Origin of the sequence: Pseudomonas sp. Pc102, from assembly GCF_018408275.1 — a bacterium.
Taxonomy (GTDB): Bacteria; Pseudomonadota; Gammaproteobacteria; order Pseudomonadales; family Pseudomonadaceae; genus Metapseudomonas; species Metapseudomonas tohonis.
This window is the reverse complement of record NZ_AP021905.1, coordinates 3706143-3725837: the sequence shown is the minus strand read 5'-3', so window position 1 is coordinate 3725837 and position 19695 is coordinate 3706143. Positions and strand designations below refer to the sequence as shown.

Below are 19695 nucleotides of genomic sequence, written 5' to 3'. Positions count from 1 at the left end.
CCGGGTGTCAGCCTGCGACCGGCTCGCTGTCCAGCACCCATTCGAGGAGGTCGTCGAGCAGGGCCGGGTGGCGCAGGATGTCGTAGTGCCCCGCGGCCACGGCCTGGTGCGAGCCGGCAGCGGGGAAGTGACCCTGCAACAGGCGCTGCTCGCCGGCGGGCCGGCCCTGCGTCGCCCACCAGCAGGCCGTCGGCGCCGCGATGCGGGGCACGTGCCGCCAGGCCAGCGAGAGGTGCTTGAGCTTCATCGCCGCGAGGAAGGTCTGGGCCAGCTCGTCCGCCGTGATGGCCGAGCGGGCGACATGGGCGCCGGCAGCCTCCAGGGCCTCGGTGATCCAGCGGCGCACCGCCTGCGAATCGCTGCCCGGGGGCAGCGGCGTGCGCGGCAGCGCATCAGCGGGCACGCCCAGCAGGGTGGCGAGGAAGGCGCTCAGCTCGCGCTCCCAGCCTTCGCCGTCGTCCTCGTGCGACCCGACCGGGGTGAAGCAGTCCACCAAACCGACCTGCTCGACCTCCTGCCCCTGGCGCTCCAGCTCCTGGGCCACCAGCAACGCCAGCGCGCCGCCCAGCGACCAGCCCAGCAGGCGGTACGGCCCCTCGGGCTGCTGCCGGCGGATGAAGCGGGTGTAGTCGATGGCCATGGCCTCCAGGGAGTGGTCCTGCCAGTCCCGGTCCAGCAGCATGCGGCACTGGATGCCATGGACGCTGCAGCGCCCTTCGAGCCGTCGGGCCAGGGGCTCGTAGTCGAACACCGTGCCGAAGCCCGCGTGCAGGCAGAACAGCGCCGCGCCGGCCTGGCCGGGCGTGTTGAGCGCCAGCAGCGGATCGGGTTCGCGTACCTGCTCGTCGTAGCCGGACAGCTCGGCGATGGTGGGCTTGCCGATCATGTCGCGCAGCTTCAGGGTCAGCCCGAGTTCCGGGCGGGCGCGCAGCTTCGACAGCACCTTGAGGATGCGCAGCGAGTCGCCACCGAGTTCGAAGAAGTTGTCGGTGACCCCGACCCGCTCGATCTCCAGCACCTCCTGCCAGATGTCCGCCAGGGCGCGTTCCGTGTCGTTGCGCGGTGCGACGAAGGTGCGCAGCCCGAGGTCGGGCGCCGGCAGCGCGTTGCGGTCGACCTTGCCGTTGGCGTTGAGCGGCAGGGCCGGCAGCACGGCGATGTGCACAGGCACCATGTACTCCGGCAGCTCGCCCTGCAGCGCCGCGCGCAGGCTGTCGCCCTGCAGGTCGGCGGCGCCGGACACGTAGCCGATCAGTTGCTGGCTGCCGTTGACCTCGCGGGCGACCACCACGGCGTCCTGGATGCCGGGCAGGGCCCGCAGGCGCGCCTCGATCTCGCCCGGCTCGATGCGGAAGCCACGGATCTTGATCTGGTTGTCCAGGCGGCCGAGGTAGTCGATGACGCCATCGGCGCGCTGGCGCACCCAGTCACCGGTGCGGTACAGGCGGCCGCCGATGGAGAAGGGGTCGGCGACGAAGCGTTCGGCGGTGAGCCCCGGGCGCTGGTGATAGCCGCGTGCGAGGCCTTCGCCACCGATGTAGAGCTCGCCGGCGACGCCACGGGGTACCGGGTTGAGGTGGCCGTCCAGCACGTAGAGGCTGCGCTGGCCGACCCGCGAGCCGATGGGCGCGTAGCGGGCGCCGCAGGTGCCGCTGGCGGCGGTCTTCCACAGCATCGGCGTGACCACCGTCTCGGTGGGGCCGTAGCCATTGGTCAGGGTGACCGGCTTCAGCGCGCGCTTGACCCGCTCGAAGTTGGCCTCGGCCACCGCGTCGCCGCCGAAGCAGTAGACCCGCACCGGCGGCGGCGACTGCTCCCGGGCCTGGGCATATTCGGCCAGTTGCTGCAGGTAGGCGGGCGGGAAGCAGGCGATGTCGATGCGCTGTTCGTGCAGGGCCTGCCAGGTTTCCTCGGCGGTCCACAGGCGGTTGTCGCGGATCACCAGGCAACCCCCGTGGGACAGGGTGGTCAGCCAGCGCTCCTGGGCACCGTCGAAGGCGAAGGACATGAACAGCAGCTCGCGGGTCTGCGCCGTCATCTCGTACAGCTCGCCGATGGCCTGGCAGTGCATGCGGATGGCCTCGTGGGCCACCGCCACGCCCTTGGGCTTGCCGGTGGAGCCGGAGGTGTAGATCAGGTAGGCCAGGTGGCCCCCTTCGGCGTGCACCGGCAGCTCGTCGGCGGCACGTGCGGGCAGCGGCTCGTCGAGCAGCAGCAGCGGCGTTGCCCAGAAGCCGTCGAAGCGCTCGCACAGCGGGCGCCTGCTGATCAGCAGGCGCATGGCGGAGTCCTCCACCACCCAGCGCAGGCGCTCGGCGGGGTGCTCGATGTCCAGCGGGACGTAGGCCGCGCCGGTCTTCATCACCGCGTAGAAGGCCACCAGGGTGTCCACCGAGCGTTCCAGGGCGACGCCGACGATGCTCTCCGGGCCGATGCCCCGCTGGTTCAGTTCGGCGGCCAGGTGGGTGGCGCGCTGCTCCAGCTCGGCGTAGCTCAGGCTGTGCCCGGCGCACACCGCGGCGATCGCCTCGGGCTGCACCAGGGCGTGCCGACGGATCTGCTCCGCCAGCAGCGGCTGGGCCTGCGAGGGCAGGAAGTGGTTCTGCTCCTCGAGCAGCGCCAGCTCCGCCGGGGGCAGCATCGGCAGGCTGCCGATGCGCGCGTCCGGCTGCGCCAGCAGCGCCCGCAGCAGGGTTTCGAAGCTGCTGCGGATCAGCTGCACGGCCTCTTCGGTGAAGGCGTTGCGCAGGTAGAGGAACTCGATGCTGAAGGTGTCTTCGAGGTGCACCGCCAGGTCCATGGCGAAGTTGGTCACGTCGCGCCCGTTGACCTTGCCGAAGCGCAGGTGCTCCTGCTCCGCCTCCTGCAGGCGTTCGTCCACCGGGTAGTTCTCGAACACGATGATGCTGTCGAACAGCGCCTGGCCACCCTGGCCGGACCAGCGTTGCAGCTCCGCCAGCGGGGTGTGTTCGCGCTCGCGCACCTCGACGTTGTAGCCCTGCAGCTGTTCCAGCCACTGGCGCACCGAGTGCTCGGGGCGCGGCGTCTGGATGATCGGCAGGGTGTTGATGAACAGGCCGAGCATCTCGTCGGCGCCGGGCAGGCTGGTGGGGCGGCCGGCCACGGTGGCACCGAAGCAGACGGTGGCCTGCCCCGTGCAGCGCTGCAGCAGCAACAGCCAGGCGGCCTGGATCAGGGTGTTGGGGGTGACGCGCAAGCGCTGGGCCTGCTCGCGCAGGTGCTGCGTGGCGTCGCGGTCCCAGTGCAGGTACAGCGCCTGGTGGCCGACGCCATTGGCGTCGGGGCGCGGCGCCAGGTGGTCGGCGAGCAGGGTCGGTCCTTCGAGGGCTTGCAGCTTCTGCCGCCAGAAGGCTTCCAGGGGTTCGCCGGGCTGGGCCTGCAGCCAGGCGATGTAGTCGCGGTAGCGGCCACGGCGCGGCGCGGGCTCCAGGCCGTTGTAGGTTTCCAGCACTTCACCCAGCAGGCGCGAGTTGCTCCAGCCGTCCATGAGGATGTGGTGGCTGGTCCACACCAGGTGCGCGCGGCCGTTCCCCAGGGTGACCAGGGTCAGGCGCATCAGCGGCGCTTGCAGCAGGTCGAAGCCGCGTGCGGCCTCGTCCTCGGCCAGGGCCGGCAGGGCCTCGGGCGTCACCTCGCGCTGGCTCCAGTCCAGCAGCGTCGCCGGCAGGCGGGCGCTGCGGTAGACCACCTGCAGGGGCTGGGCCAGGTGGCTCTCGCTGCAGAATCCGGTGCGCAGGACCTCGTGGCGGGCGATCACCGCGTCCCAGGCCGCGATGAAGCGCTCGGCATCCAGGCCGTCGACGTCCACCGCCATCTGGTTGATGTAGTAGGCCGCTTCCGAGGCCTCCAGGGTGTGGAACAGCATGCCTTGCTGCATGGGCGACAGCGGGTAGATGTCCTCGATCGCCGCCAGGTCCAGCGGCAGCCTGTCGAGCTGCGCCTGGGTCAGCCCGGCCAGGGGGAAGTCCGACGGCGTCGCGCCCCGGCTGCCGGCGGTGCAGCAATGCTCGATCAGCGCGTGCAGCTCGCGGCTGTAAGCCTCGGCCAGGCGCGCGATGGTGGCCTCGTCGTACATGTCCTGGCTGAAGGTCCAGCCGATGTTCAGCTCGCCGCCATAGATCTGCCCATTGAGGGTCAGCCAGTTGCCCAGCGGGGCCTCCTCGCTCTGTTCCTGGCCGCTGCCTTCCGGCGCCGGCACGAAGAGCGCGCCTTCGGCATCGTCGAAGCTGTTATCGAACTGGCCCAGGTAGTTGAAGGTGATGCGCGGCGTCGGCAGGGCGGCCAGGCGCTGGCGGGTGTCGGCCTCGCCCAGGTGGCGCAGGGCACCGAACGACAGGCCCTTGTCGGGCAGGGCGCGCAGGGTTTCCTTGACGCCCTTGATCGAGCCGGCGAGGTCGTCGCCAACGCTCAGCTTCACCGGGAACAGGCTGGTGAACCAGCCCACGGTGCGGGTGAGGTCGATGTCGTCGAACAGGTCCTCGCGGCCGTGGCCTTCCAGTTGCACGAGCACGTCCGGGTGGCCGCTCCAGCGGGCGACGACGCGGGCGAGGGCGGTCAGCAGCAGGTCGTTGATCTGGGTGCGGTAGGCCGCCGGGGCGATATGCAGCAGGCGCCGGGTGGCGGCCTGGTCGAGGTGGCTGCTGAGGGTCCTGGCCTGGCTGTTGCACAGGCTGCCGTGGGGGTTGTCGCAAGGCAGGTCGACCGGGGCGTCGGCCAGTTGTGCCAGCCAGTAGGGCAGGGCGGCGCGGCCGGCGGTGCTCGCGGCATAGCCGTGCAGGCGCTCGGCCCAGGCCTGGGTGGAGCTGGTCTTGGCGGGCAGCGTCGGTGTGTGTCCGGCGTCGAGCTGGCGGTAGAGGCTTTGCAGGTCCTCGAAGAGGATGCGCCAGGAAACCCCGTCCACCGCCAGGTGGTGGATGGCCAGCAGCAGGCGCTGGCTGCCGTCGGCCAGGTCGACCAGCACGGCACGGACCAGCTCGGCCGATTCCAGGGCGAGGCTGCGCTGGGCCTGGTCGGCGAGGGCCGGGAGCTCAGCAACCGTGGGCAACTGGCGGTGCCAGAGCACCGGGCGCAGGGCGTCGGGTGCGAGCACCTGGGCCTGCCAGGCACCGTTGTGCTGGGCGAAGCGTTGGCGCAAGGCGTCGTGGTGGACCAGCAGGGCCGCCAGTGCCCGTTCCAGCAGCACCGGTTGCAACCGGGCAGTCGGGCGCAACAGGACGGCCTGGTTCCAGTGCTGGCGCTGGGGGATTTCGGTGTCGAAGAAGGTCTGCTGGATGGGCAGCAGGGCGAGCGGCCCGGTCACCGGCCCCTGGTCGATGACCTGGGCTTCGCCGAGGCGCGCGACGGCGGCCAGCTCCTGCACGCTCTGGTGCAGGAACAGGTCCTTCGGGGTGAACAGGATGCCCGCCTGGCGCGCCCGGCTCACCACCTGGATGGAGATGATCGAATCCCCGCCCAGCTCGAAGAAGTTGTCGGTCACGCCGATGCGCGCGACCTTGAGGATGTCCTGCCAGATGTCGGCGATACCCCGTTCGAGGTCGTTGCGCGGCGCCACGTAGGCGGCCTGCACCACGCTGGCATCCAGCGCCGGCAGCGCCTTGCGGTCGAGCTTGCCGTTGGTGGTCAGCGGCAGGTGGTCGAGGAACAGCAGGTGCGCCGGCACCATGTAGTCCGGCAGGTGTTCGCGCAGGTGGGCTTTCAGGGCCTCGCGCAGGCTGGCCTCTTCGAAGTCGCCGCCAGGCACCAGGTAGGCCACCAGCTGCGGGCCGCCATTGCCGTCCTGGGCCAGCACCGCCGCTTCGCGGATCGATGCGTGCGCCAGCAGCTGCGCTTCGATCTCGCCCAGCTCGATGCGGAAGCCACGGATCTTCACCTGCTGGTCCAGGCGGCCGATGTACTCGATCACGCCATCACTGCGGTAGCGCGCCAGGTCGCCGGTGCGGTACAGCCGCTCGCCGTCCTTGGAGAAGGGGTTGGGCACGAAGCGTGTGGCGCTCAATGCCGGACGCTTGAGGTAACCACGGGCCAGGCCCGGGCCGCCGACATACAGCTCGCCGGTACAGCCCTGGGCGACGGGGTTGAGGGCGCCATCGAGCAGGTACCAGGTCAGGTCGGGGATGGCCTCGCCAATGGGGCTGCTGGCGGCCTGGTGCAGGTCGGCCTTCGACAGCGGACGCCAAGTCACGTGAACCGTGGTTTCGGTGATGCCGTACATATTCACCAGGCGCGGCTGGGTATCGCCGAAACGCTCGAACCAGGGCGCCAGGCCCTTCACTTCCAGCGCTTCGCCACCGAACACCACATAGCGCAGTGCGTTGGCTTGGCTGCCGGCAGAGCAAGCCACGCCCATCAGCGCCTTGAAGGCCGACGGCGTCTGGTTGAGCACGGTGACGCCTTCGCGGCAGAGCAAGCCGTGGAACTCATCGGGCGAGCGGGTCACCCACTGCGGCACGATCACCAGGCGACCGCCGTACAGCAGCGCGCCGAAGATCTCCCACACCGAGAAGTCGAAAGCGAAAGAGTGGAACAGGCTCCAGACATCCTGCGGGCCGAAGCCGAACCAGGCGTCGGTGGCGGTGAACAGACGCAGGGCGTTGGCGTGGCTGAGCAGAGCGCCCTTGGGCTGGCCGGTGGAGCCGGAGGTGTAGATCACATAGGCCAGGTTGGCGGGGCTGAGGGCCACGTTGGGGTTGTCGTCACGGCCTTCACCGCTATCGGCTTCCAGGGGCAGTACGCGGACCTGTGCGGGAATGGCCAGACGCTCGCGGGCACTGTCTTCAGCCAGGAGCAGTTGCAAGCCACTGTCTTCGATCAGGTAGGCGAGGCGATCTTCCGGGTAGGCCGGGTCCAGCGGCACGTACGCACCGCCCGCCTTGAGGATCGCCAGCAGGCCGACGATCACCTCCAGGCCCCGCCCGGCGGCCAGACCGACCAGGGTGTCCGGTCGCACGCCTTCGGCGATCAGGCGATGGGCTATTCGGTTGGCGCGGCGGTTGAGTTCGCCATAGGCCAGGGTCTGGCCTTCGAAGCTGAGGGCGATGGAGTCGGGCGCCTCGGCGGCGCGCTGTTCGAACAGCGAGTGCAGGCAGGACTCCACCGGGAAGCGCGTGGGCGCGGGGTTCCAGGCCAGCAGGTTGGCCTGTTGTTCGGCGCTGGACAGCATCGGCAGCTCGGCCAGGCGCTGGTTGGGGCTGGCGACCATGGCGCCGAGCAGGTTGCGCCAGTGATAGGCCATGCGCTCTACGGTGGCCGCTTCGAACAGGTCGGTGGCGTAGGTGAGGATCGCCTGCAGGGTGCCGTCGTCGCCCTGGCGCTCGAAGGTGTCCAGGGTCAGGTCGAACTGGGCGGTGTGGTGGCTCCAGCCCATGGCGTCGACTTCGAGGTCGGCGATCACGGGCAGGGCGCGCTCGCTGCCGCTGGCGGTCTGGTGGTTGTACATCACCTGGAACAGCGGGCTGTGGGCCAGGCTGCGCTCGGGCGAGAGGGCGGTCACCAGCTGCTCGAAGGGCAGGTCCTGGTGCGCCTGGGCGGCGAGCAGGGCCTGCCTGGCCTGCTTCAGCAGGGCCGGCAGCGGCATCTGGCCGTCGAGTTCGGCGCGCAGCACCAGGGTGTTGACGAAGAAGCCGATCAGGCCCTCGGTTTCCAGGCGGTTGCGGTTGGCGATGGGCACGCCGATGCGAATGTCCGCCTGGCCGCTGTAGCGGTGCAGCAGGGCCTGGAAGGAGGCCAGCAGCAGGGTGAACAGGGTCATGTCGTGCTGGCGGGCCAGTTGCTTGAGGCGGGCGGTGAGTTCCGCGGGGATCTCGAAGTGCAGGCGCGCCCCCAGGTGGCGGCTGACGGCCGGGCGCGGGTGGTCCAGCGGCAGTTCGAGCACCGGTTGTTCGCCACCGAGCTGCGCCGTCCAGTAGGCCAGTTGCCGGTCACGTTCGCCGGCGTCCATCCACTGGCGTTGCCAGGCGGCGTAGTCGGCGTACTGGATCGGCAGCGCCGGCAAGCTGGTGGCGAGCCCTTGCGCATGGCCGTGGTAGAGCCGGACCAGCTCCTCGACCATCAGTTGCATGGACCAGCCATCGGCGACGATGTGGTGCAGGGTGACCGCCAGGATGTGGTCGCGCTCGTCCAGGCGCAGCAGGCGGGCACGCAGCAGGGGCCCCCGGCGCAGGTCGAACGGACGGCTGATCTCCGCTTGCAGCCAGCTCTCGGCGGTGGCCGTGGCTGCCAGGTGATCCAGGTCGATGGAAAGCGGGTAGGGCGCTGCGATGATCTGGACGGTGGTGTCCTGTTGCTGGCCGAAGTGCGTGCGCAACGATTCATGCCGTGCGATCAGGTCGCTGAACGCCCGCTCCAGGGCGGCGATATCCAGCTCGCCCTTCAGGCGCAGCGCCGAAGGGATGTGATAGGCGGCGCTTTCCGGCTCCAGTTGCCAGAGGAACCACTGGCGCTCCTGGGCATAGGACAACGGCAGCGGCTGCTCGCGGGAAACCGGCAGCAGCGGCGGCTCGGCCTGGGCCAGCGGTCGCTCGATGGCCCGGGCGAAATCGCTCAGCTGCGGGTGCTCGAACAGCGTGCGCAGCGACACCTCCCGTTGCAGTTGCTGGCGTACGCGCGACACCACCTGGGTGGCCAGCAGCGAATGCCCACCCAGCTCGAAGAAGCCGTCGTGGCGGCCAACCCGCTCGACCCCGAGCAGGGCCTGCCAGATATCCGCCAGCTGGCGTTCCAGGCCGGCTTGCGGCTCCACGTATTCCTTGCGCGACTGCACGGCATCCGGCTGCGGCAGCGCCTTGCGCTCCAGCTTGCCGTTGGGGCTGAGGGGCATGGCCTCCAGCAGCACCCACTGGGCCGGGATCATGTAGTCCGGCAGCCCCTGGCGCAGCTGGCTGGCCAGCTGTTCGGTGTCCAGATCGCGTTGAGCGGGCACCACATAACCCACCAGTCGCTGGTCGACGGCCAGCACCACGGCTTCCCGGACCTCATCCAGCTCCATCAGCCGCGCTTCGATCTCGCCCAGCTCGATGCGCAGGCCACGGATCTTCACCTGGTGGTCGATACGCCCGGCGTACTCGATCACGCCGTCCTGGCGATAGCGCGCCAGGTCACCGGTGCGGTACATGCGCTCGCCGGCCACGAAGGGATTGGCGACGAAGCGTTCGGCGGTCAGAGCCGGGCGACGGTGATAACCACGAGCCAGGCCGGCACCTGCCAGATACAGCTCACCCAGCACTCCGATGGGGACCGGCTCAAGGTTGGCATCGAGGATGTAGCAGCCCAGGTTGGCGATGGGCTGGCCGATGGGCACCGCATCCTTGCCTTCGTCGACGCAGGTCCAGTGGGTGACGTCGATGGCCGCCTCGGTGGGGCCGTAGAGGTTGTAGAGCCCGGCTTGCGGCAGGCGCGCAAACACCTGCTGTTGAGCATCCACCGGCAGGGCTTCACCGCTGCAGACGATGCGCTTGAGGCTGACACAGCGCTCCACCTGAGGGTCCAGCAGGAAGGCCTGGAGCATGGAAGGGACGAAGTGCAGCGTGGTGATGTTTTCGCGCTCGATCAGCGCCACCAGCCTGGCCGGATCACGGTGATCGCCCGGAGCGGCAACGACCAGACGGGCGCCCGTCATCAGCGGCCAGAAGAATTCCCAGACCGACACGTCGAAGCTGAACGGGGTCTTTTGCAGCACGCTGTCGCGGTCATCCAGGCCATAGGCCTGTTGCATCCAGCACAGGCGGTTGGTCAGCGCCGAATGACGGTTGCCGGCGCCCTTGGGCTTGCCGGTGGAGCCGGAGGTGTAGATCACATAGGCGAGGTTTTCGGCATCCAGCACGACACCCGGATTGGCTTCCGGGAAATCAGCCAGCGACTCAATGTCCAGATCGATGCGCTGCACACCTTCGGCCAGCGGTAGCTCCAGGTGCGACTGGCTCAGCAGCAGCTTCACGCCGCTGTCGTCGAGCATGTAGGCCAGGCGCTCGGCCGGGTATTCCGGGTCCAGCGGCACATAGGCGCCGCCGGCTTTGAGAATCGCCAGCAGGCCCACGACCATTTCTATCGAACGCTCGACGGCAATGCCCACCAGGCTGTCCGGCCCTACGCCACGGGCGATCAGCGCATGGGCCAGGCGGTTGGCGCGGCGGTTGAGTGCGGCGTAGCTGAGCGTTTCAGCGCCGAAGGCCAGGGCCGGGGCGTCCGGGGTGCGCTGCACCTGGGCTTCGATCAGTTGGTGCACCGGCGTGCTCAGTGGGTACTCGGTGGCCGTGGCGTTCCAGCCGTGCAGCTGGGTTTCGCGCTCGGCGGGCGAGAGCAGCGGCAGCTCGGCGATGGGCGCATCGGGCCGGGTGACCATGGCTTCCAGCAGGCCCAGCCAATGGCCGGCCATGCGCTCGATGGTGGCCGCCTCGAACAGGTCGGTGGCGTACACCAGCGTGGCGGTGAGGCCCTCCGTCGATTCGAAGGTGGTGAGGCTGAGGTCGAACTGGGCGCTGCGCACCTCGCGCGGCACCGGCTCGACCTGCAGCGCGGCGGAGCCCTGGGCTGGCATGCCGCGCTCCGCCTGCAGGTGGTTGTACATCACCTGGAACAGCGGCGTGTGGCTGAGGCTGCGCTCGGGTTGCAGGGCTTCCACCAGTTGCTCGAAGGGCAGGTCCTGGTGGGTCTGCGCGCCCAGGGCCAGCTGCCGCACCTGTTGCAGGAGGGCCCGGAAGCCGGGGTTCTCCTCGAAGCGCGCATTGAGCACCTGGGTGTTGACGAAGAAGCCGATCAGCCGCTGGACTTCCGCGCGCTGGCGGTTGGCCACGGGCACGCCGACGCGGATTTCCTGCTGGCCGCTGTAGCGGTGCAGCAGGGCCTGGAAGGAGGCCAGCAGGAGCATGAAGGGCGTGGCGTTTTCCTGCTGGGCCAGCGCGTGCAGGCGGCGCGCCAGCGCAGCGGGCAGCGGTACGTCCAGGCTGGCACCGCCGCTACCCTGCACGGCTGGGCGGGGGCGGTCGGTGGGCAGTTCCAGCACGGGGTGGTGGGCGCCCAGCTGGGCCTTCCACCAGCCCAGCTGGCGGTCGCGTTCGCCGGCTTCCATCCAGTGCCGCTGCCAGAGCGCGTAGTCGCCGTACTGGATGGGCAGCGGCTCCAGGGCGTCCGGCTGGCCGGCCTGGCGGGCGCTGTAGAGCTGCACCAGTTCCTGGGCCATCACCTGCATGGACCAGGCGTCGGAGATGATGTGGTGCTGCACCAGCAGCAGGATGTGTTCCTGCTCGCCGAGCGGGATCAGGCGCACCCGCAGCAGGTCACCGGCGAGCAGGTCGAACGGCTCGTCGATCAGCGCTTCCAGGTGCCTGTGCAGGTCGGTTCCCGGCGGCAGCGTCTCGTCGACGATGGCCAGCGGCGCCGCTGCCTCGACGCGCTGGTAGCGGCGGGCGTCGTGCTCGTAGAAGCGGGTGCGCAGGCTCTCGTGGCGTGCCACCAGGCCGTCGAACGCATGCTGCAGGGCGGCGCGGTCCAGCGGGCCGCGCAGGCGCAGGGCCAGGGGCATGTTGTAGGCCGTGCTGGTGGGGTCCAGCTCCCAGAGGAACCACTGGCGCTCCTGGGCGAAGGACAGCGGCAGGTGCTCGAACTGGCCCCGGGTGACCGGGATGGGCAGGCGCGACAGGCTGATGCCCTTGTCGCTCATCTGCCGGTACAGCGTCTTGCGCGGCTCGGCGGGGAGCTTGATGAAGCGTTCGACCAGGGCGGACAGGGAGTGGCTTTGCATCAGTGCGTCTCCAGCACATCGAGCAGATCGAACAGATCACTCAGGTCAGAATCGGTGGTGGGGGTCTGGTGGGCGGCGAGCCGGCCGGCGAAATCCTCGAAGGTCGCGCTTTCGAACAGGCTGGCCAGCGGCGCCTCGATCTTCAGCTCCAGATGGACCCGCGAGATCACCTGGGTCGCCAGCAGCGAGTTGCCGCCCAGGGCGAAGAAGTTGTCGTCCTGGCCGACCTGCTCGATGCCCAGCACGGCGCGCCAGATGGCGGCGACACCTTCCTGCAGGGCGCCTTCCGGCGGGCGGTGCAGCTGCGCGGCGGTGCGCAGCTCCAGGGTCGCCAGCACCTTGCGGTCGAGCTTGCCGTTGGCGTTGCGCGGCATCTGTTCCAGCACCTGGAACAGCGGCGGCACCATGTAGGCGGGCAGCTGGCTCTTGAGGAAGGCGCGCAGCCGCTCGAGGTCCTCGGCCAGCGCCTCGGCGCCTTCGTGCAGGGTGAGGAAGGCCACCAGCTGCTTGCCCCGGCCGCTGTCGCAGACCAGTACGGCGGCTTCCCGGATGCCAGGGTACTGGGCGATGCGGGCCTCGATCTCGCCGGGCTCGATGCGGAAACCGTGGATCTTCACCTGGTGGTCGACACGGCCGATGTATTCGAGGGCGTGGTCGTCCGTGCGCCGGCGCGCCAGGTCGCCGGTGCGGTACAGGCGTTCGCCGGGCACCAGGGCGAAGGGGTTGGGCACGAACTGCAGGGCGGTGCGCACCGGGTCGGCGCAGTAGCCGCGGCCGACGCCGACGCCGGCCACGCCGATCTCGCCGGTGGCGCCGTCCGGAACCAGGGCGAGGTAGTCGTCCAGGAGGTACAGGCGGTTGTTGTCGGTGGGGTGGCCGATGGGCACGACGGGGCGCTGGGCGGAGGCCGGGGTCAGCGTGCAGAACGCCACGTCATCCGAGCACTCGGCGGGGCCATAGGCGTTGACCATGGGGATGCCCGGGTAGCGGCGCAGCCAGGCGGCGGCCGTCTCCGCCGGCAGGGCCTCGCCGGTGGGCAGCAGCCAGCGCAGCCCGGGCAGGGGCTGGGGCGGCTCCTCCAACATCGCCTGGATCAGGGCCGGGACGATCTCCAGCACGGAGATGCGGTGCGCACGCGTCTGCTCCAGCAGCGCGGCGGGGTGGCGCGAGACGGCGTCGGGGAAGATCCGTACCTGGGCGCCATACAGCGGTGCGGTGAGGAACTGCCAGACGGAGATGTCGAAGGCCTGGGAGGCGGTCTGGGCGATGACGTCGTGCTCGTCCAGCCCGAGGTAGGGCACCTTGCTCAACTGGTTGTTGAGCATGCCGGCCTGCTCCACCATCACGCCCTTGGGCTGGCCGGTGGAGCCGGAGGTGAAGATCACGTAGGCCAGGTGGCGCGGCCCGGTCGGGATGCCGGGCCGCGCCTCGCGGTGCGGGCCGTGCGGCAACGACTCCCAGACGATCAGCTCGATCTCCCGCTGGGCGCCGGCGATCAGTGCCAGGGCGCGCTGGCGATGGGCCGCCGTGCAGACCAGCGCCGGTGCGCGGCTGCGTTGCAGGATGTCGCTCAGGCGCTCGTCCGGGTGGCTGGGGTCCAGGGGCAGGTAGCCGGCCCCGGCCTTGAAGGTGCCGATCATCATGCCGAGCAGTTCGAGGTCGCGGTCCGCCAGCAGGGCCACGGCCTGGTCGGGCACCACCGCGGCCTCGACGAGGCGGTTGCCGAGGCGGTTGGCGTGGCCGTCCAGCTCGCGGTAGGTCCAGCTGCGGGCCTCGCAGGAGGCGGCGATCCGCTCGGGGTGGCGGTCGACGCGGGCCTCGAACTGCGCCACGTAGCCGGTCGACAGGTCGTGCCCGACCTGGGTCCGGTTATGGCGCAGGACCTGCTCGGGGTCGTCCGCCCCGGCGTCCAGCAACGGCTCGACCGGGCCTTCCAGCCCATGGGCGAGGGCGACCAGGAAGCCGCGGAAGCGCGCGAGCATCGCGTCCATGGTCGCGCGGTCGAAGTAGCGCGTGTCGTAGGACAGGTGCAGGCCCATCTGCTCGCCGGGGTAGATGACGGCGGTGATCGGGTAGTTGGTGTGGGTGCGCGAGGACTCGGCGGCCACGCCGAGGTTCCTGGCGTCCTCGCCGACCGAATCGTCGAGCGGCGCGTTCTCGTACACGAACAGGGTGTCGAACAGCGAGAGGCCCGGTTGCAGCTCGCTGCACGCCTGGATCTTCACCAGCGGCAGGTAGTCGTACTCGCGCATCGCGACGTTGGTCGCGAGTATGCCCTGCAGCCATTCGAGCACGCCGGTGCCCAGGTGCGGTTCGGGAATGCCGACGCGCAGGGGCACGCTGTTGATGAACAGCCCCACGGTGCGCTGCATCTCCGGGATGTGCGCCGGGCGGCCGGATACGGTCACGCCGAAGACCAGGTCCCGGGCCCGCGAATGGTGATGCAGGGTGAGGGCCCAGGCCGCCTGGACGAAGGTGTTCAGGGTCAGGCGGTACTGGGTGGCGCGCTCCTGCAGCAGGCGGCTCTCGTCGAGCTCCAGCCAGGTGTAGTTGTCGTCGATGGCGGACGGTGCCGCCTGCTCGCCTACCGGCGGCCTGTCCATCGGCAGGGCGGTGGGCTGCTCGAACCCTTCGAGCTGCTGGCGCCAGAACGCCTCGGCGGCTTCGGGCGCCTGCCGTTGCAGCCATTCGATGAAGTGGCGGAAGCGGTAGGGCGTCTCCAGGTGTTCCTGGCGGCCCTCCAGGCGTGCGCGGTAGATCTCGAAGAAGTCGGCCATCAGCAACGAGCGGCACCAGGCATCGAGCAGGATGTGGTGGTTGCTCATGACGAACAGGTGGGTCTGGTCGGGCAGGCGGAAGAGGTGGAAGCGGATCGGCGGCGCATCGGCCAGGTCGAAGCCGGCCTTGCGCTCCGCTTCGAGCATGGCCTCGATACGGGCCTTGGCTTCGTCGGCGGGCAGCAGGCTGAGGTCCAGCAGCGCGACATCGACCTCGGGGGCGCGACGGATCACCTGCAGCAGCTCGCCACCGGTGTTCCACACGAAGGAGGCGCGCACCGCCTCGTGGCGCTGGATCACCTGGCGCCAGGCGGAGCGGAACTCGGCATAGTCGAGTGCCTCGCGGATGACGTAGCACTCCTGCATGAAGTAGATGCCGGAATGCCGTTCGAGCAGCGTGTGCACCAGCAGGCCTTCCTGCATGGGCGACAGCGGGAAGATGTCCTCGATGTCCTCGGCGGCGACTGGCAGGGCGTCCAGCTGCGCCTGGTCGAGCCTGGCCAGGGGGAAGTCCGAGGGCGTCACGCCCAGGGCGCGGCCGGTGCAGCAGTGTTCCACCAACTGCTCGATCTCGGCCAGGCAGTCGTTGGCCACGGCGGCGATGGCGTCGCGGTCGAACATCTCGCGGCTGAAGGTCCAGCTGAGGCCGAGGCGGCCGTCGTACACCTGGCCGTTGATGGTCAGCCAGTTGCCCAGGGGCGCGGCGGCGTCGCGCTCGTCGCCGCTCGGGCCCGCGCAGGGGGCCAGGAACGCGCCCGAGGCGTCGTCGAAGCTGCCGTCGAACTGGCCCAGGTAGTTGAAGGTGACGCGCGGAGTGGGCAGCGCCGCCAGGCGCCGGCGGGTTTCCTCATCACCCAGGTAGCGCAGTGCCCCGAAGGCGATGCCGTTGTCGCGGACCGTGCGCAGCTGTTCCTTGATCGCCTTGATCGAGGCGCCGATGTCCCCCTGCGGGGCCAGGCGTACCGGGTACAGGCTGGTGAACCAGCCCACGGTGCGGGTCAGGTCGAGCTCGTCGAACAGGTCTTCGCGGCCATGGCCTTCCAGCTCCACCAGGGCCGACGGGGCGCCGGTCCAGCGGCACAGGGCCCGGGCGAGGGCGGTGAGCAGCAGGTCGTTGATCCGCGTCCGGTAGGCGGCGGGGGCGCTGTTGAGCAGCTTCGCCGTACGCTCCGGGTCGAGGCAGATGTCGACCGTCTCGGCGTGCCGGGACGAGAGGCTGGCATCGGCCCGGGCGCCCGGCAGCGCGTCGCCGCACGCGGGCTCCTCGGCCCAGTGCAGCGCATGCCCGGCCCGGGTGGCCGCGTAGGCCTGGAGCCGCTCGCCCCATTGCCTGAAGGCGCTGGTCTTGGCCGGCAGTTGCAGGGGCTCGCCGGCCTGGAGCTGGCGGTAGGCCGTCTGCAGGTCGTCCAGCAGGATGCGCCAGGAGACGCCGTCGACCACCAGGTGGTGGATCACCACCAGCAGGCGCTGGCCTTCGTCGGCGCAGTCCACCAGCAGCGCCCGCAGCAGCGGGCCCTTGGCCAGGTCCAGGCTGCGCTGGGCCTGCTGCGCGAGGGGCTCCAGGTCCGCCAGTCGCTCCAGGCGGCGCTGCCAGAGCAGTTCCGGGTCGTCGTGGAGGCCCCGGTACTCGGCGTGCCAGCCATCGGCCCGCTGGTGGAAGGCCATGCGCAGGGCGTCGTGGTGGCTGACCAGCGCGTGCAGGGCGCGGGTCAGCAGGTCGGGCTGCAGGGGCTGGGCCGGTCGCAGCAGCACCGACTGGTTCCAGTGGTGGCGCTGGGGCAGTTCACGCTCGAAGAAGGCGTGCTGCACGGGCAGCAGCGGTGCCGCACCGGTCACCGGGCCCTGGTCCGCCACGGGCGCGTCGTGCTCCAGCACCTGGGCGACGGTGGCCAGGCCACGGATGGTCTGGTTGTTGAAGAGGTCCCTGGGGGTGAAGCGCAGGCCGTCCTGCCGGGCGCGGCTGACGACCTGGATCGACAGGATGGAGTCGCCGCCCAGCTCGAAGAAGTTCTCGTCGATGCCGATGCGCTCGCGTTTGAGCACCTCCTGCCAGATCGCCGCGATGCGCCGCTCCAGCTCGTTCTGCGGCGCCTGCCAGGGGCGCTGGGTGGCGCTGGCATCGGGGTGGGGCAGCGCGGCGCGGTCGAGCTTGCCGTTGGCGGTCAGCGGCAGGCGGTCGAGCATCACCCAGTGCGCCGGCACCATGTGCTCGGGAAGCCGTTGTGCCAGGGCCTGCATCAGCTCCGTACGCAGCGCCTGCTCGTCGCCCCGGGCGGCTTCGCGGGGGCTCCAGTAGGCCACCAGCTGGCGGCCGGCGGTCATGTCCACGGCGAGCACGGCGGCCTGGTGAACCAGGGGCAGCTGGGCGATGGCGGCTTCGATCTCGCCCAGTTCGATGCGCAGGCCCCTGATCTTGACCTGGTGGTCGGTGCGCCCCAGGCATTCGAGGCGGCCGTCCTGGCGATAGCGGGCCAGGTCGCCGGTGCGGTAGAGGCGGCCACCGTCCGAGAACGGGTCGGCGACGAAGCGCTCGGCGGTCAGCGCGGGCTGGCCGTGGTAGCCCCGGGCGAGCCCGGCGCCACCGATGTACAGCTCGCCGCTGACGCCGATGGGGCAGGGCTGCAGGTGCTCGTCGAGGACGTAGCAGGCGAGGTTGTCGATGGCGCGGCCGATCGGCGGCATCGCCTCGCCGGGCGCCTCGGCGAGGTCGAAGCGCTGGAAGCAGGCATCGATGGTGCTTTCGGTGGGGCCGTAGAGGTTCACCAGCGGGCCGGCCCAGTGCTGGCCGATCTGGAGCAGCAGCGCGTTGTCCAGGGCCTCGCCGCCGAGTGCCAGCAGGCGCAGGGAATCCAGTTGCCCGGCCTGGCCGTGGGGCAGCAGGCCGCGCATCAGCGAGGGGGCCATCTGCAGGTGGGTGATGCGGTGTTCGGCGACTTCCCGCCACAGCAGCGACAGGTCCTCGGCCAGTGCGGAGGAGCCCAGCACCAGTTGCGCGCCGCTCATCAGCGGCAGCCAGAACTCCCAGACCGAGGCATCGAAGCTGATGGCGGTCTTCTGCAGCACCCGGTCCTCGGCGCACAGGGGGATCGCGCCCTGCATCCACTGCATGTGGTTGCTCAGCGCGCCATGGCGCACCTGCACGCCCTTGGGACGGCCGGTGGAGCCGGAGGTGTAGATCATGTAGGCGAGCTGTTCGGGGTGGGCGGCAGCGTCGACAGCGTGCGCCGGGCCCTCGCTCCAGATCGGCCGGGCCGCATCCAGTTCCAGGGTCGGCAGCGCATCGGGGACGGGCAGCTGCCCTGCCAGCGCGGCCTGGGTGAGCAGCACGGCGATGGCGCTGTCTTCGATCATGTACGCCAGTCGCTCGCGCGGGTAGCCGGGGTCCAGCGGCACGTAGGCGCCGCCGGCCTTGAGCACGGCGAGCAGGGCGATGACCAGCTCCGGGCAGCGGGGCAGGGCGATGCCGACTCGCACGTCCGGGCCCACGCCCTCGGCCAGCAGGCGATGCGCCAGGCGGTTGGCCTGGCGCTCCAGTTCGGCGTAGCTCAGGGTGCGCTGTTCGAACCGCACCGCCGGGGCCTCGGGGGTCGCCCTTGCCTGGGCGGCGATGGCCAGGTGGATGGGTTGCAGGGCCGGCGCCACGACCGGGCCACGGCTCTGCGCCAGGCGTGCCTGGCGTTCCTGCTCGGGGTGGGTGGCGAGCTCACCGAGGGGCCGCTCGGGGTGCTCCACCAGCCCCTGCAGCAGGTGCTGCCAGTGGCGGGCGATGCGGGCCACGGTGTCCTCGTCGAATGCGCAGGCGCGGTATTCCAGGGTCGCGCGCAGGCCGTGGGGCGAGGATTCGACGTCCAGCGAGAGGTCGAACTTGGCGTCCTGCTCGCCCGCTTCCAGGGGCTCGATGGACAGGCCGGCGATGGCCGGCGCGACGGTGCCCGCGTCGGCGACCCGCCAGTTGAAGAGCGTCTGGAACAGCGGGTTGCCCTCGGCGCTGCGCTGCAGGTCGAGGTGTTCGAGCAGGTATTCGATGGGGTAGTCGGCATGCTCCATGGCGGCCAGCGACTGCTGGCGCAACCCCTGGAGGAATGCCAGGCCGGTCTGCGCGCCGTCGATGCGGGCCTTGTAGACCTGGGTGTTGACGAAGCAGCCCACCAGCTCCTGGGTTTCGGCGCGGTTGCGCCCGGCGTTGGGCACGCCGACGGTGAATTCGCGTTGGCCGCTGTAGTGCGCCAGCAGCAGCTGCCAGGCACCCAGCAGCATGACGAAGGGCGCCACGCCAAGCGCCTGGCAGCGTGCGCCGAGGCGCTGCACCAGGTCGCCCGGCAGGTCGTGCGCGAGCTGCCTGGCCGTCGCCGGGGCGGTGGGTTGCGGCGCCCGGTCGAGGGGCAGGGCGAGCGGCGGGACGTCCGCGCCCAGGTAGGTGCGCCAGTAGTGGTGGGCGTTCTCGAAGGCGGCGCTGCCCGGGTAGACCTCGCGCTGCCAGTGGGCGTAGTCGGCGTACTGGATGGCGGGGCGCGGCAACGGGCGGTCGTCGCCGTTCGCCGCCTGCAGGTAGCCCCTTGTCAGGTCCTGCATGAGGATGGGGTTGGACCAGGCATCCGAGACGATGTGGTGCAGAGTCAGCAGCAGAGTGTGCTCATCGCGGCCCATGCGCAGCAGCGTGCAGCGCAGCAGCGGCGCCCGGGCGAGATCGAAGGGTGTCGCGGCCTCCCGCCGGATGTGCCGGGCGAGCCGCTCTGCGCGCTCCGCTGCGGCCAGCGTCGAAAGGTCGTGGACCTCCAGGGGCACGGTGGCGGAGGCGTCCACGCACTGCCTGGGCGTGCCATCGGCGGCCTCGAAACGGCTGCGCAGGATGTCGTGTCGGTCGACGACCTTGCCGATGGCGATCTCCAGCAGGTCCGCCTGCAACGGGCCACGGATGGTGAAGGCGCGCGGCAGGTTGTAGGCCGAGCCCTGGGGATCGATCTGCTGCGCCAGCCAGAGGCGTTGCTGCGCGAATGAAAGCGGGCGGGGGCCCGGGTCGGGAAGGCGGCGGATGGCGTCGCTCGGTTCGCCCTCGTCGGCGAGCAGCAGGGCCAGCAGGTCGTCATCGGGCAGGGAGGGGAGTTGCTTCATTGTCGATCTCGTGGCCGTCGGCTGAAAACAAACGTTGTCATGAAGACGAAG

The 19695-nt window shown here is 70.3% G+C and carries 2 protein-coding genes; both read right to left on the bottom strand.

The window, feature by feature from the left end:
• Nucleotides 1–7 precede the first annotated feature (7 nt).
• On the bottom strand, nucleotides 8–11755 hold the full coding sequence (locus PHLH3_RS17035) for a non-ribosomal peptide synthetase (RefSeq protein ID WP_244862897.1): 11748 nt from the start codon (nucleotides 11753–11755) through the stop codon (nucleotides 8–10).
• Complete coding sequence (locus PHLH3_RS17030; protein ID WP_213625053.1) at nucleotides 11755–19644, bottom strand: non-ribosomal peptide synthetase; 7890 nt, start codon at nucleotides 19642–19644, stop codon at nucleotides 11755–11757. Before PHLH3_RS17030 ends, PHLH3_RS17035 begins: the two co-directional genes overlap by 1 nt.
• Nucleotides 19645–19695 lie beyond the last annotated feature (51 nt).

What these genes read in the sequence shown, in the direction of transcription:
- PHLH3_RS17035 (WP_244862897.1), bottom strand. Translation starts at nt 11,755, where the DNA reads ATGCAAAGCCACTCCCTGTCCGCCCTGGTCGAACGCTTCATCAAGCTC.
- PHLH3_RS17030 (WP_213625053.1), bottom strand. Translation starts at nt 19,644, where the DNA reads ATGAAGCAACTCCCCTCCCTGCCCGATGACGACCTGCTGGCCCTGCTG.